The 15,143-nt window shown below is 67.2% G+C and carries 6 protein-coding genes; 5 read left to right on the top strand and 1 reads right to left on the bottom strand.

Translation table 11 applies throughout. The features are described 5' to 3' along the window. Position 1: 1 nt before the first annotated feature. Complete coding sequence (locus GGC64_RS15075) at positions 2-1,588, bottom strand: (2,3-dihydroxybenzoyl)adenylate synthase (RefSeq protein WP_370582115.1); 1,587 nt, start codon at positions 1,586-1,588, stop codon at positions 2-4. 57 nt (positions 1,589-1,645) lie between these two features. Here GGC64_RS15075 and GGC64_RS15070 point away from each other — a divergent pair, with 57 nt between their 5' ends. From GGC64_RS15070 to GGC64_RS15050, 5 genes are read left to right on the top strand one after another with little or no spacing between them, the layout of a single operon-like run. After that, entirely contained in the window at positions 1,646-5,125 is a 3,480-nt protein-coding gene (locus GGC64_RS15070; RefSeq protein WP_192723294.1) for a non-ribosomal peptide synthetase, read from the top strand. Continuing rightward, the gene (locus GGC64_RS15065; RefSeq protein WP_192723293.1) at positions 5,122-5,868 is read left to right on the top strand and encodes a thioesterase II family protein; all 747 of its coding nucleotides are present in this window, start codon (positions 5,122-5,124) and stop codon (positions 5,866-5,868) included. Before GGC64_RS15070 ends, GGC64_RS15065 begins: the two co-directional genes overlap by 4 nt. Before the next feature lie 4 nt (positions 5,869-5,872). Beyond that, a complete protein-coding gene (locus tag GGC64_RS15060) occupies positions 5,873-7,183 on the top strand; it encodes a polyketide synthase (protein ID WP_192723895.1) in 1,311 nt (436 codons plus the stop codon). Continuing rightward, a complete protein-coding gene (gene mbtD / locus GGC64_RS15055) occupies positions 7,183-10,089 on the top strand; it encodes a mycobactin polyketide synthase MbtD (RefSeq protein WP_192723292.1) in 2,907 nt (968 codons plus the stop codon). Before GGC64_RS15060 ends, mbtD begins: the two co-directional genes overlap by 1 nt. Further along, entirely contained in the window at positions 10,082-15,136 is a 5,055-nt protein-coding gene (locus GGC64_RS15050) for an amino acid adenylation domain-containing protein (RefSeq protein WP_370582113.1), read from the top strand. Before mbtD ends, GGC64_RS15050 begins: the two co-directional genes overlap by 8 nt. Positions 15,137-15,143 lie beyond the last annotated feature (7 nt).

Below are 15,143 nucleotides of genomic sequence, written 5' to 3'. Positions count from 1 at the left end.
GTCATGACAGCGGGGTGCGATTTCCGAGCACCAGCTGCTTGGCGATCGCCTTCTTGTCGACCTTGCCGACCGCGGTGGTGGGCAGACTCGGCATCGACACCAGCAGATCTGGGCGGGCGTGCGCGGCGACGCCGCGACTGTCCAGAAAGCTGTTCAGCTCGGGCAGCGCCACTGCTGAACCGTTGAAAACGACGGCGGCACAGATTTTTTCGCCGAGGTAATTGTCGGGTACCGCAATGGCGGCCACTGCCCAGATCGATGGGTGCGTCAGCAAGTGCTCCTCCAGGTCGAGCGCCGACACGTTCTCTCCGCCGCGCACGATCACGTCCTTCACCCGACCCGTCACCTCGAGATACCCGTTCGCGAAGCGGCGCACCCGATCTCCCGTGCGGTAAAAGCCGTCCGGGGTGAACGACCGCTCGTTGGCGGCGGCGGCGTTGAAGTACCCGTTCAGCGTGTATGGCCCCCGCACTAGTAGTTCGCCCTCCTCGCCCGGGGCCACGTCGTTGCCCGCATCGTCGACCACTTTCAACTCGTCGTGTTCGGAAAGCGGTCTGCCCTGCGTGTTGTCGACGATGTCAGGCGGGTCGCCGAGGCGGGTGTAGTTCAGCAGTCCCTCGGCCATGCCGAACACCTGCTGCAAGCCCGGCGTCAACGCTTCGCGTACCGCTCGCGCATCATCGGCGCCCAGTTTCGCGCCGCCGACCTGAAGCAAGCGCAACGTGGTGGGCCGCTGCGGCTCCCACTCACACGCCTGCGCCCACAGTTTCGCCAGCGCAGGCACCAACGCGGTGACGGTGACGCCATGACGCGCGATCGCGGCGAACGCCGACTCCGGGCTCGGGTCAGCGGTGAAAACCGTTGTGGCACCGACCGATATCGCGCCCAGCAGCCCAGGGCATGCAAGCGGAAAGTTGTGTGCCGCCGGCAGCGCCACCAGGTAGACGTCGTCGGCGGTCAACCCGCACAACTCAGCACTCGCGGTCGCGTTGTACACGTAGTCGTCATGCGTGCGGGGGATCAGCTTCGGCGCGCCGGTCGTGCCACCCGAGACCAACAACAACGCAGGCGACGCGGTGTCCACTTCAATAGAAGGAACCGCGGAGGATTCGGTGATCAACTCGCTGACGATCTTCATCGGATGCGTGCGAACCAGTTCGTCGGCCATCGCGCGGTAGTCGAAACCGGCTGCGGTATCGGCGATCACGAGCGCCACGGCCTGACTCACCTCGGCGAAGTGATTCAGCTCCGCCAACCGATGGCCCGGCAGACACATCACTGGGATGGCTCCCGCGCGCAGCAGCGCGAAAAGCGTGACCGCAAACCGGCACGAGTTCGGCAGTTGCATCAGCACACGCTGACCCGGCGCAATCCCGATGCCACCAAACCCCGCCGCGGCCCGGTCGGCCAGGTCGTCAAGTTCGGAGTATGTGTGGCTCCCGGAGTCGTCGACGACGGCGACCCGATCCGGCCACGCGGTCGCAGCGTCGCGTAGCACCGAGTCCAGCGGCCGACCGGTCCAGTGGCCGGCCGCGCGATAGGTGGCTGCGCGCTCGGGCGGAAAGGGCACGAAGGTAGGACTATTCACGGCTCGAATATAGGGTAGCCTCCACAAACTAAGGCGAGGCTAACCAATGGAGGGCTTGTGGGTGTTGCGGCTGCGAATTCGCAGACGATCCGTGCAGAAGTCGCCGAACTTCTCGGTGTCGGCGCAGACGACATCGACCCCGACACCGACCTCATCAGCCAGGGCCTTGACTCCATTCGGATGATGTCGCTGGCCGGCCGGTGGCGCAAACAAGGCATCGACGTCGACTTCGCTTCGCTGGCCGCCGATCCGTCGATTCGCGCATGGTCGGGCCTTGTCGCGTCGGCAGCCTTCGTCGAAGAGGTAGCGGAACCCGCTGTTGCCCATACTGATTCGAGCGTGCCTTTTCCGCTTGCTCCGATGCAGCATGCGATGTGGGTGGGCCGCGAAGGCGATCAGCAATTGGGTGGTGTGGCGGGCCACCTTTACGTCGAGTTCGACGGCGAGGGCGTCGATCTCCGGCGGCTGGAGCGTGCCGCGACCGCACTGGCCGCACGCCACCCGATGCTGCGCGTCGAGTTCCTGCCCGACGGCACCCAACGGATCGGGCCCGCACCCGACCCGTACCCGGTTGCCGTTGTCGACCTGAGCGGCCTGACCGCCGACGAGGTCGAAGGACAGCTCGCTGCCACCCGCAACGTGAAATCGCATCAGCAACTCGAGGGCTATGTCTTCGAGCTCGCGCTGTCGGTGCTGCCGGGTGGGAAGAGCCGCCTGCACGTCGATCTCGACATGCAGGCCGCCGACGCGATGAGCTACCGGACCCTGATGTCGGACCTCGCCGCGCTTTATCGCGGCGACCAATTGCCTGCGCTCGGCTACACGTATCGCGACTATCGGCTCGCACCAGTCCCAACTGCTGCAGCCGAATCCGACCGGCAGTGGTGGTCGCAGCGGATCCCGGAGCTGCCGGATCCGCCGCGCCTTCCGCTGGTTCCCCTTGCCGAGCAGGGGGATCCGCACCACACCACCCGGCGGTGGACCTGGCTCGATGCCGATACCCGGGACGCGCTGTTCGCCGCGGCGCGCCGCCGCGGCGTCACGCCTGCGATGGCACTTGCCGCATCGTTCTCCGACGCGTTGGCGGGCTGGTCGGCCGAGCCGCGGTTCCTACTCAACGTGCCGATGTTCGGCCGCGGGCAGCGCCATCCCGATGTGGACAAACTTGTCGGCGACTTCACCTCGTCGGTGTTGCTCGACGTCGACCTCGCCGCCGCCGCAACCGCAACCGCACGTTCACGCGCCCTGCAGGACACCTTTCGCGCTGCCGCCTCGCACGCGAACTATCCGGGACTGTCGGTGTTGCGCGATCTCGGACGCCACCGCGGCGCGCAGGTGCTCGCGCCGGTCGTCTTCACCAGCGCGCTCGGCCTTGGCGAGCTGTTCGCCGCGGAGGTGACCGAAGCGTTCGGCACTCCGATGTGGATCAACTCGCAAGGCCCGCAGGTGCTTCTCGATGCCCAGGTCACCGAGTTCGACGGCGGCATCCTGGTCAACTGGGACGTCCGTGAGGACGCGTTCCGGCCGGGGGTCATCGACGCGATGTTCGACCGGCACATCGACGAGCTGCGGCGGCTCGCCTCCGACGACATCGCGTGGGAACAGCCGCGCGCACCCCTCATCACGGACGCACAACGTGCGGTTCGCGACACGATCAACAGCAAAACCGCTGCGCCCACCGGCAATTCGTTGCACAGCGGATTCTTCGTCTCAGCGACTGCCCGGCCGGACGCGGTCGCGGTCATCGGCTCGTCGGGACAACTGACATACGCAGAACTGCGCGAGCAAGTGCTCGCCGTTGCGGTCGCGCTGCGCGTCGCTGGCATCGAACCCGGCGATACCGTCGCGGTGCTGGGGCCCAAGTGTCCCGACCAGGTCGTCGCGTTGTACGGCATCCTCACTGCGGGCGCGGTGTATCTGCCGATCGGCATCGACCATCCCGCCGAGCGGGCCGCGCGGATCATCGAAACCGGCGGTGTCCGCATGGCACTGGTCTGCGGCGACCACCAGCCACCGACAACGCTGCCCGCGCTGACCATTGACGAAGCGCTGCGGGTGGGTCGCCGCGACACCGATTTCCAGCCCGCTCCAATCGATCCCGACGAGCTCGCCTATGTGCTGTTCACCTCGGGATCGACGGGGGAGCCCAAGGGCGTCGAGGTCACCCACGACGCCGCGATGAACACCATCGAATTCCTCAACGGCTACTTTGGAATTGGGCCAGCCGACCGATGCCTCGCCCTGTCGCACCTCGAATGCGACCTCTCGGTGTGCGACGTGTTCGGCATGCTGACAGCCGGCGGCACGATCGTCGTCGTCGACGAGGCGCACCGCCGCGACCCCGATCACTGGGCACAGCAGATCGCCGACCACGGCGTCACCGTGCTGAATTTCCTCCCGGGCTGGCTGGAGATGGTGGTCGAGGTCGGCAACGGGCGGCTTGGATCGGTGCGGGCGGTACCCACCGGCGGAGACTGGGTCCGCACCGCGATGGTGCGACGCCTGCAGGCCCAGGCGCCAGGGGTTCGGCTCGCGGGCCTCGGCGGAGCGACGGAGACCGCGGTGCACGCGACGCTGTACGAAGCGGGTGATCTGCCCGAGCACTGCACCGCGCTGCCCTACGGCGTGCCCTTCACGAACAACGCCTGCCGAGTGGTGAATTCGTTCGGTGCGGACTGCCCCGACTGGGTGCCGGGCGAACTGTGGATCACCGGCCGCGGGATCGCGCGGGGCTATCGCGGCCGCCAAGACCTCACAGCCGACAGGTTCGTCTCCTACCTCGGCCGCACGTGGTATCGCACCGGCGACCTGGCCCGCTACCGGCCGGACGGCACGCTAGAGTTCGTCGGCCGCGCCGACCACCGCGTCAAGATCAGCGGCTACCGCATAGAGCTCGGCGATATCGAGGCTGCGCTACAGCGGCTACCGGGCGTGCGCGCTGCAGTCGCGGCGGTCGTGCCGCTGGCAGGCGAGCGCGGCGGCGACATGCTGGCGGCCGTCGTCGGCGCAGAGGATGCCACGTTGACGGTCGATCAGCTACGCGGTGGCCTCACCGAACTCGTTGCTGCGCACATGATTCCGCGTCACTTCGAGATCGTCGAGGCCATCCCGTTCACGGTCGGCGGCAAGACCGACCGGCGCGCAGTCGCCAGACGGCTGGCCGACGCGGCAAAGACCGGTGACCTCGCGAGTGGCGGGAAGCTGCCGTCAACGCCGCTGGAATCCGCATTGGCATCGATCGTTGCCGATCTCGTTGGTGCCGACGTGGTCGGTGTTGACGACGACTTCTTTGGATTGGGCGGCGATTCGGTGCTCGCGACGACCGCGGTCGCACGCATTCGCAATTGGCTCGACACACCGACGGTGATGGTCGCCGACATCTTCGCCACCCGCACCGTTGCGGCCCTTGCAGCGCGGCTCACCGCGCGCGAACCAGGCAGCCGTCGCCTCGAGCAAGTGGCCGAAATGTATCTGGAAGTCGCGAACATGGACAACGCGGACGTGCTGTCCGCTCTTGAAACGACATCGAATTCATGACGGCGATCGACGAACCGACACAACTGAACTTCAAGCCCTGGATCAAACGGTTTCCCGGTAAGCGCGGTGGCGCGACAGTGGTGTTCCCGCACGCAGGCGGTGCCGCGGCGGCTTACCGTGGGTTGGCAAGCTCCATGGCGGCCAAAGGTGTTGACGCTTATGTGGTGCAGTACCCGCAGCGCGCCGACCGCCTGACCCATCCCGCCGCCGAGACGGTGGAAGCGATGGCGACGGGCCTGTTCGAAGCCGGCGACTGGAGCCGGGTAGGCCCATTGCGGTTGTTCGGCCACTGCATGGGCGCGATCGTGGCGTTCGAGTTCGCCCGTGCCGCAGAACGTCACGGAGTCGACGTTCGCGAACTGTGGGTGTCTGCCAGCCAGGCTCCCGCGACAGTCTCGGCGTCACCGCCGCTGCCAACCTCCGGTCGAGCTGTGCTCGCCGACATGGTCGATCTCGGCGGCACAGACCCACGGTTGCTGGCCGACGAGGACTTCGTCGATCTGCTGCTGCGTGCGGTGCGCGCCGACTACGAGGCGTTCAACCGCTACTCGTGTGCTCCCGACGTTCGGATCGACGCCGACATCCACGTCCTCGGCGGCAGCCACGACCACCGTGTAGACCGAGACATGTTGCAGCGCTGGGAAACCCACACCGAGGGTGTCTTCACGCTGTTGATGTTCGACGGTGGACACTTCTATCTCAACGAACACACCGACGCCGTCGCGGAGCTTGTCAATGGCTGATGGCATGGATGACGGCACCGATCCCATCGTCATCGTCGGCATGGCGCTGGAGGCGCCCGGCGGGGTGGACACCGCAGAGTCCTACTGGTCGCTGCTGTCCGAGCAACGAGAAGCGTTGGTGCCGTTCCCGACCGATCGTGGTTGGTCCGTGCGTGACCTGCTCGACGGTTCGCGGCGTGACGGTTTCAAACGCATCCACGACCTCGGCGGATTCCTATCGGGGGCGGCCACTTTCGATCCGGTCTTCTTCGGCATCTCACCGCGCGAGGCCGTGGCGATGGATCCGCAGCAGCGGGTCGCGATGCGTGTCGCCTGGCGGGCACTGGAGAACAGCGGCATCAACCCCGACGATCTCGCAGGCCACGACGTCGGCTGCTACGTCGGCGCATCGATCACCGGCTACGGCCCCGACCTGGCCGAATTCTCCAACCACTCAGGGCATTTGATCACCGGCACCGCGCTCGGCGTGATATCCGGTCGCATCGCCTACACGCTCGGGCTGGCAGGCCCTGCGATGACCATCGATTCGTCGTGCGCGTCGGCGTTGGCAGCGTTCCACGTCGCCGTGCAGTCGCTACGGGCGGGAGACTGCGACATGGCGCTGGCCGGCGGGGTGTGCGTGATGGGCTCACCCGGCTTCTTCGTCGAGTTCTCCAAACAACACGCCCTGTCCGACGACGGGCACTGCCGCCCGTACAGCGCGCAGGCCAGCGGAACAGTCTGGGCGGAAGGCGCAGCGATGTTCGTTCTGCAGCGCCGGTCGGCGGCGGTGCGCGACGGGCGCCGCGTGCTGGCCGAGGTGCGTGCGACGGCGGTCAACCAGGACGGCCGCACCACCGGCCTGACCGCACCCAGCGGGCCCGCGCAGGCGCGGCTCTTTCGCCGGGCAATCGACACTGCGGGCGTGCGGCCCGAGGCGATCGGCATGGTCGAGGGCCACGGCACCGGGACCAAGCTCGGTGACCGCACCGAATTGCATTCGTTGGCACAGACATACGGCACCACCGAGCCGGGTCGTGGCGCGCTGCTCGGATCGGTCAAATCCAACGTCGGCCACTCGCAGGCCGCCGCGGGAGCACTTGGACTCGCCAAGGTGCTGGTCGCCGCCGAGCATGGTGCGGTACCTGCCAGCCTGCACCTGGATGAGCGGAGCCGCGAAATCAATTGGGACAGCCAGGGATTGCGGCCTGCGACAACGCTGACGCCGTGGCCTGCGACGGCCGGGCAGCGCCACGCTGCGGTGTCCGCCTTCGGCATGAGTGGAACGAATGCACACGTGATCGTGTCGATGCCCGCAACAGATCGGGCGGCCTGATGATCGCATTCCCCGACGGGCGCACACCCGTCGTGCTGAGCGCGCACGCCGAAGAGTTGATCGCCGCGGACGCGCAGGCGATCCTTCGCTACCTCGATCGCAGCCCCGATGTGCGGTCGGTCGCCGCCACGCTGCTCCGCACGCGTCGGTTGCGACGCCACCGGGCCGTGGTACGCGCAGCCAATGTCGCCGAGTTGGCGGCCGGGCTGCGCGCACTCGCTGCGGGCGAGGATCACCCACTGGTGGCCTGTTCATCTGAAACCAGCACTTTCCGGACGGCATACGTGCTGCCAGGACAGGGCAGCCAATGGCCTGCGATGGGCGCCGAGGCGTATCGGGAACTCCCTGTCTATCGGGCCGAGGTCGACACGTGTGCTGCGGCGTTCGTCGCCGCCGGTGCGGAGTCGCCGCTGCCGTACCTGATGACCGAAGGTGACTTCTCGCAGGTTCAGACGCAGGCCGCGCAATTCACGCATGCCGCCGGACTGGCCCGGGTGTGGAAGACATGCGGCATCCCTCCCGAAATCACGGTTGGACACAGCCTCGGTGAGGTCGCGGCCGCGTACATCGCCGGAGCGATCACGCTTGCCGACGCCGCTGCGATCGTCATCGCCCGTGCGCAGGTGGTGGACGGCCTTCCCGGCCGTTACGGCATGGCTGTGCTGGGCATCTCGGTGACCGAGGCCGAGCGGTTGATCGATGCCACGCCGGGCTGGCTGGAGCTCTCGGTGGTCAACGCCCGCTCCTCAGTGGTGGTATCGGGGGACCGCGACGCGATCACGGCGATTGTGACCGCCAGTGAAGCCGAGGGCAGGTTCGCGCGCCAGATCGCCGTCAACTTCCCCGCGCACACCAGCGCACTGGAACCGCTGCAATCCGATCTGGTCGCCCGGCTGCCACATGCCCAATTCGCCGATGCGCCAGTGTCATTCATCGGATCGGCGACCGGATCGGTGGTCATGCCGGGCACCGGCTTCGCCGACTACTGGTATCGGAATCTGCGCAACACCGTCCGGTTCGACCGCGCGATCGCCGCCGCTCGTGAGCACGGCGCCGGCAGGTTCATCGAGTTGTCCGCGCATCCGGCGCTGCTGTTCGCGCTCGGCGACCTTGTCGGAGACGACGATCCGGTCGCCGTCGGATCCGGGCGGCGCGATGAGCCAATGATCGACGTGCTGTCCGGCAGCATCGCCGCCGCGGCGGTCGCCGACCCCGGCTACCGGTGGGCCGAGCTTGTCGACCTACACCAGCGGCCGCTGTCCGGATTTCCGAATGCTCCGATGCATGCGGTGCACCTGTGGGCGACACCCGAGCCGTTGCCCCCGCTGCCCGGTCTGACCATCGCGGCCGAAAAGTGGGAAGCGAAGCCACAATCGGAACCTGGCCTCGCGGTGCGCCGCATCGCTTTGCTGGAGCTGGCCGGGCCGATCGGGCCGCTTGCCGGCCAAATGCGTGATGCCATCGACGCGCATCCCACCGCCCAACTGGCCGATCAGCACGCCGCCGACATGCTTGTCGCGGTCGCACCGCTACTCGACCACCCCGACACCGAACGGGCCGCCGATGACATCGCGAGGCTCCTCGAACACGGACTACTCGACTATGCGGGCGCGATCGGGACGGCCTGCCGCGATGTCTGGCTCGTCACCGTCGGCGGTGAGCACGTCCGCCCCGACGAGCCTGTTGCGTTGCCTGCTCAGGCGGCTCTGGCGGCGATGCACCGCAGCATCGGCTTCGAGCATCCCGATCAGACGTTCAGGCATCTGGACCTGACGTCCTGGGATCTCCAGGAGACGGCCAGTGTTGTCGAGGCGTTACTCGGCGAAGGCGCCGAAGTCGCTGTTCGCGAAGGGATTTCGGGGCCAACGCTTTACACCCGAGCACTGCCCGAAGTCGACCCCGCCGAACCGTGGCAGTTGGACGCGGGACTTCTTGACGACGTCGTGATCACCGGCGGCAGCGGTACGGTGGGCCTGCACTACGCCCGGTACCTCGCCAACCGGGGTGCGCGACGCATCGTGCTGCTGAGCCGAAACGGCGTGGCTGCCGACGCCCTCAGCGTGCCCGGCGTCGAACTGGTGGCGCCGCGATGCGACATCACGTCGGCAGAACAGGTGCGCGCCGCGGCGCTCGAATATGGTGGCCCGGGTGCATCATTGGTGATCCACGCCGCAGGCGCCGCGACGTTTGCACCGTGTGACGCCATCGCCGCCGAGGCATTCACAAAAACCGTCGCCGCCAAGGTGATGGGCCTGGCCTGGATCACCGAACTGTGGCCACTGCGAAGTGATGCGCGGATCGTGTTGTGCTCCTCGGTATCCGGAGTGTGGGGTGGCAAGGGGCACGCCGCGTACTCGGCGGCCAACCGGATGCTCGACGTGGTGGCCGGGCAGCTACGGGCCGAGGGACGGCACTGCGTCTCCGCGAAGTATGGGCTGTGGGGCGCGGGCATCATCAGCGCCGAAGAGGTGACGCGGATCGAACGCTCCGGGCTGTTGCCGATGACGCCAGAGGCTGCGATCGAGGCCAGCCTGCGTGACCATCCGGCCGATCCGTTGATCCTGGCGGCCGACCGGGGCCGCTTGCAGACGTTCTTCGGCAGCCGGCGCAGCGGCGAATCCGATGTCGATGCAGCGCCATCGGAGGTGGACAACGCTGCGCGGGTGCGGGTTGAGCTGGCCGCGGCGTTGAATCTCGGCGACGCCGCAACCATCGACCTTTCCGCATCACTGCTTGATTTGGGCGTGGACTCGCTGCTTGCGCTGGATCTGCGCAAGCGGTTGCGCCGCGCCACCGGCAGGTCGGTTCCGCTCGCCGACCTGCTCGGCGGCATCACCGGCGACGAGCTGATCGAGCGCCTCGGCGCCCCAGACAATTCAGAAAAGGTGGACACCTCGCGTGACTGACACGATGGACATCCGACTGGAGCTACTGCGACGCAGGCTGCACGAGCGCGGCCTGCGGGTCGAAGAGCAGCCTGAGCAGTCGACTACGGAGCTGTCCGACGGGCAGCGCCGGATGTGGTTCGTCCAGTCGGCCGACGCCACCGGGGCGCTGCTGAATGTCTGCGTGTCCTACCGGATCACCGGTGACCTTGACACCGCGCGCCTGCATGACGCGGTGAATGCGGTCGCACGGCGACACAGCGTGCTGCGCACCACCTATCAGGCCGACGCCGACGGCGAGCCGCAATTGACCATCCACGACGACCTCGAACCCGGATGGTCCGAGCACGACCTGTCCGAGCTGTCGGAACATGCCCGCGCGCTACGCCTCGAGGTGCTCGCCCAGCGTGAGTTCGCCACCCCGTTCGATCTGAGTTCAGATTCGCCGCTGCGCATCACGCTGGCCCGTACCGGGCCCGGCGAGCACGTAATGCTCTTGGTCGCGCATCACATCGCCTGGGATGACGGGTCCTGGCGCGTGTTCTTCGCCGACCTCACCCGTGCCTACGAGGGTGAGGAACTGCCGTCGGCGATCCCATCGGCCGCGCCGTGGCCGGACACCGAGGCGGAGGAACTGACCTACTGGCGCGACACGCTGGCGAATCCGCCTGAACCACTGGAACTTCCGGGTCCCAACGGTTCGATCGTCCCGACGAACTTGCGATCGCAGCGCACTACGATGCGGCTGTCCAAGCAGGCCGTCGACCGCACGGCTGCGCTTGCCCGCCAGGCGGCGGCCACCCCGTACATGGTGCTGCTCGCCGCATTCGGTGCGCTCGTGCACCGCTACACCCACACCGACGACTTCCTTGTCGCGACTCCGGTGCTCAACCGCGGCGCGGATGTCGACGACTGCATCGGCTACTACGGCAACACGGTCGCGCTGCGCCTGCGCCCGCACCCCGCGCAGTCCTTCCGCGAACTGCTCGCCGCGACCCGCGACACCACAGTGGGCGCCTTCGCGCATCAGCGGATCAACCTGGACAAAGTGGTCAGGGAGATCAATCCCGACCGCCGTCACGGTGTCGAGCGCCTGGCCCGCGTCACATTCGGAGCCCGTGAGGCCGACGGCGGTGGCTTCTGCCCGCGGGGCATCTCCTGTCGCCGAGCCGAACTGCGCGGCCAGTACACCCAGCTGCCGCTGGGATTCATGATCGAGTTCGACACCGACGGTGCGACGGTCGAAGCGGAGTATCTGACCGAGATCCTCGACGCCGGGCTGGTCCGTCAACTCGTGAACCACTTCGCCGTGCTGCTGGAAGCTGCCCTCACCAACCCGGATCAGCCGTTGCGCGACCTGCCGCTGATGGGCGACGCGGATTCCGAGTGGCTGCGCAACGTATCGGTCGGTGAGCAGTTCGGCGTAGCCGCGACCACGATGCCCGCGCTCATCGAGGCGCAGGCCGCCCGGACACCCGATGCCGTCGCGATCGCCTACGAAGGACGGCACTACAGCTACCGGGAGATCAATGAGGCCGCGAATCGGTTCGCGCACTGGCTGATCGGGCAGGGCATCGGCACCGAGGACCGCGTTGCGGTGCTGCTCGACAAATCGCCGGAACTCGTCATCACCGCGCTGGGCATCCTGAAGGCCGGCGCCGTCTACCTGCCGATCGACCCGACGTATCCGCAGGACCGCCTGAACTTCATCGTGACCGACTCCGACCCCAGACTCGTTCTGCGCGAACCCGTTACCGATCTGGACGACCACCGCGACGACAACCCGACCGACAACGACCGGGAGCGCCCCGTGCACCCAGACAACGCCGCCTACCTCATCTACACCTCGGGATCGACCGGCTTGCCCAAGGGTGTCGCGGTGTCACACCGGCCGGTGGCCGAGTTCTTCGAGTGGTTCCGCGACGAATACCAGATCGACCACAACGAGCGACTGCTTCAGGTCGCCTCACCCAGCTTCGACGTTTCGATCGCCGAGATCTTCGGCATGCTGTCCTGCGGTGCGCGGCTGGTGATCCCGCGCCCCGATGGGCTTCGCGACATCGGCTATCTCACCGAGCTTCTGCATGACGAGGGCATCACCTCGATGCACTTCGTTCCCTCCCTGTTGAGCCTGTTCCTGTCGCTGCCCGGCGTGAACCAGTGGCGCACGCTCAAGCGGGTGCCGATCGGAGGTGAGGCGCTGCCCGGCGAGATCGCCGACAAGTTCCACGCCACCTTCGATGCGCTACTACACAACTTCTACGGCCCGACCGAAACGGTGATCAACGCATCCCGATACAAGGTCGAGGGCAAGCAGGGCAACCGGATCGTGCCGATCGGAAAGCCCAAGATCAACACCCAGATTCACCTGCTGGACGACGCACTACGACCCGTTCCCGTCGGCGTGATCGCTGAGATCTACATCGGTGGGGGACACGTCGCGCGGGGCTATCACCGCAGGGCGGGGCTGACCGCCGAACGGTTCGTTGCCGACCCGTTCACCCCCGGCGGGCGGCTGTATCGCTCGGGTGATCTGGCGCGCCGCAACGCCGACGGTGACATCGAATTCGTCGGCCGCGCCGACGAACAGGTCAAGATCCGCGGGTTCCGCGTCGAACTCGGCGAGGTCGCCGCGGCGATCTCTGTCGACCCCAGCGTCGGTCAGGCCGTCGTGGTGATCAGTGATCTGCCGAATCTCGGCAAGAGCCTGGTCGGTTACCTGACGCCCGCAGCGGACACCGAAGCGGTCGACGTCGACCGTGTCCGAGCCAGGGTGGCCGCCGCGCTGCCCGACTACATGACGCCCGCCGGGTACGTGGTCCTCGACGAAATCCCGATCACCGCGCACGGCAAGATCGACCGCGACGCGCTGCCGGCCCCGAAGATCTTCTCCGACACGGAGTTCCGTGAGCCCGCCGCAGGCACGGAGCAGACCCTCGCCGAACTCTTTGCCGAGTTGCTCGGTCGCGAGCAGGTCGGCGCCGACGATTCATTCTTCGACCTCGGCGGTCACTCGCTGCTGGCCACCAAGCTGGTCGCTGCGATCCGCTCGCGTTGCGGCATCGATCTCGGCGTGCGGGAGATCTTCGAACTCGGCACGGTGGCGCAACTCGCCGAACGCATCGACGCCGGGACACCAGGCGATGAGGCCCGACGCCGACTGGTCGCGACCCCGCACGACGGGCCATGCCAAATGTCGGCATCCCAGCTGCGTACCTGGTTTCAGTACCGCATCGACGGGCCCAGCCCAGTCAACAACATCCCGTTCGCTGTTCGGCTGTCCGGACCGTGCGATGTGGACGCATTGGTGGCCGCGGTCTCCGACGTCGTCGACCGGCATGAGACGCTGCGCACCACCTACCGCGAAATCGACGGCATCCCATACCAAATCGTCAACCGGCCGACCGGCGTGCCGGTGCGGCGCGACCGCGGCGATGACGAGGCGTGGCTGCAGACCGAGCTCGACCGGGAACGCAGGCACACGTTCGACCTCGAGCGCGAACCGCCGATCCGCGCGGCTGTGCTGTCGACTCCGGAGCATCACGTGCTGTCGCTGGTGGTCCACCACATCGCTGCAGACCACTGGTCAGCAGGCGTGCTGTTCTCCGACCTGCTGGCCGCCTACCACGCGCGCCGCGCCGGCGAACCACCGGCGTTGTCTCCACTTCCGGTCCAATACGCCGACTATGCGGTATGGCAAGGCGCGCTGCTCGGCGACGACGCAGGAATCGTTGCAGCACAACGCGAATACTGGAAGCACCAATTGCAGGGCATGCCGCAGGATGTCGCCCTGCGGCCGGACTTCCCGCGCCCAGCAGTACCGAGCGGAGTCGGCGATTCGGTCGAGTTCACCGTCGACTCGGCCACGCGCGCCAAACTCGTCGGCCTCACGCGGGAGCTGGGCATCACCGAGTTCATGCTGTTGCAGTCGGCGGTTGCCGTGCTGCTGCACAAGGCCGGGGAAGGGTCCGACATTCCGCTGGGCACGCCGGTGGCCGGACGCACCGAGTCCGAGCTCGACCAGCTCATCGGGTTCTTCGTCAACATCCTGGTGCTGCGCAACGATCTCGGCGGCGACCCGACGGTGCGCGAGACCCTGGACCGCGCACGCGAGATGGCGCTGGCCGCCTATGCGCACCAGGACCTGCCGTTCGATCGGATGGTCGATGCGGTCAGCCCGGTGCGGTCACTGTCGCGCAACCCGCTGTTCTCGGTCGTCGTGCACGTCCGAGAAGAACTGCCCACCGGAACCGTCGACGGCGCCACCACGTTCACCGCGCTGGAACCGACGTTCGATGTCGCGCACGCCGACTTGTCGGTGAACTTCTTCGCCACCGCAGACGGCTATCGCGGTCATGTGATCTACCGGCCGGAGTTATACCGGCGCAGCACGATTGAACGACTGACGCGGTGGCTCGGCCGCGTTCTCGACGCATTCGCCGACGACCCGGACCAAACGCTGCGCCAGATCCAGATCGCTGACTTTGACGAGAGGCAACGGGTCGAGGACTGGAGCCGCGGCATGACCCACGTCCACGTGCTCGACGATCAGCACCAACCCGTTCCGGTGGGGGTGGTCGGCTACGTCCATTACGCAGGCACTGCGTTCGACTCGCCGCTGCACCGCAGCGGGGAACGTGCCCGCTGGACAGAGGACGGACGGCTGGAGTTCGTCGGCAGTACCGAGCAGGCGACGACACCGCAGCCGAAGCCCGTTGACTCATCCGAACCGCCACACACCGACACCGAACACAGGCTGGCCGCGATACTGGCCGACGTGCTTGGAGTCGGCGAAATCGGCCGCTACGACGACTTCTTCGAACTCGGGGGCGACAGCATCCTCGCCGTGCAGTTGGCGGCCCGCGCTCGCGACAATGGCATGGCGCTGACTGCGCGAATGGTGTTCGAACACCCCGCAATCCACGACCTGGCCGCGGCTGTCGACGACGCGGGCAAGGCGATCGCCGGCGATACCCACCACGAACCCATGACCGCGTCCGGCCTGTCCGCAGACGAGCTGGCCGCCGTCACCGCGCTGTGGAGGTCGTCCCAGGACGGTATGACGTGAACACAAA

The sequence above is a fragment of the Mycobacterium sp. OAS707 genome (assembly GCF_014873705.1).
Classification (GTDB): domain Bacteria; phylum Actinomycetota; class Actinomycetes; order Mycobacteriales; family Mycobacteriaceae; genus Mycobacterium.
This window is presented reverse-complemented; position numbering and strand designations above follow the sequence as displayed.

What these genes read in the sequence shown, in the direction of transcription:
- GGC64_RS15065 (WP_192723293.1), top strand. Translation starts at nt 5,122, where the DNA reads ATGACGGCGATCGACGAACCGACACAACTGAACTTCAAGCCCTGGATC.
- GGC64_RS15060 (WP_192723895.1), top strand. Translation starts at nt 5,873, where the DNA reads ATGGATGACGGCACCGATCCCATCGTCATCGTCGGCATGGCGCTGGAG.
- mbtD (WP_192723292.1), top strand. Translation starts at nt 7,183, where the DNA reads ATGATCGCATTCCCCGACGGGCGCACACCCGTCGTGCTGAGCGCGCAC.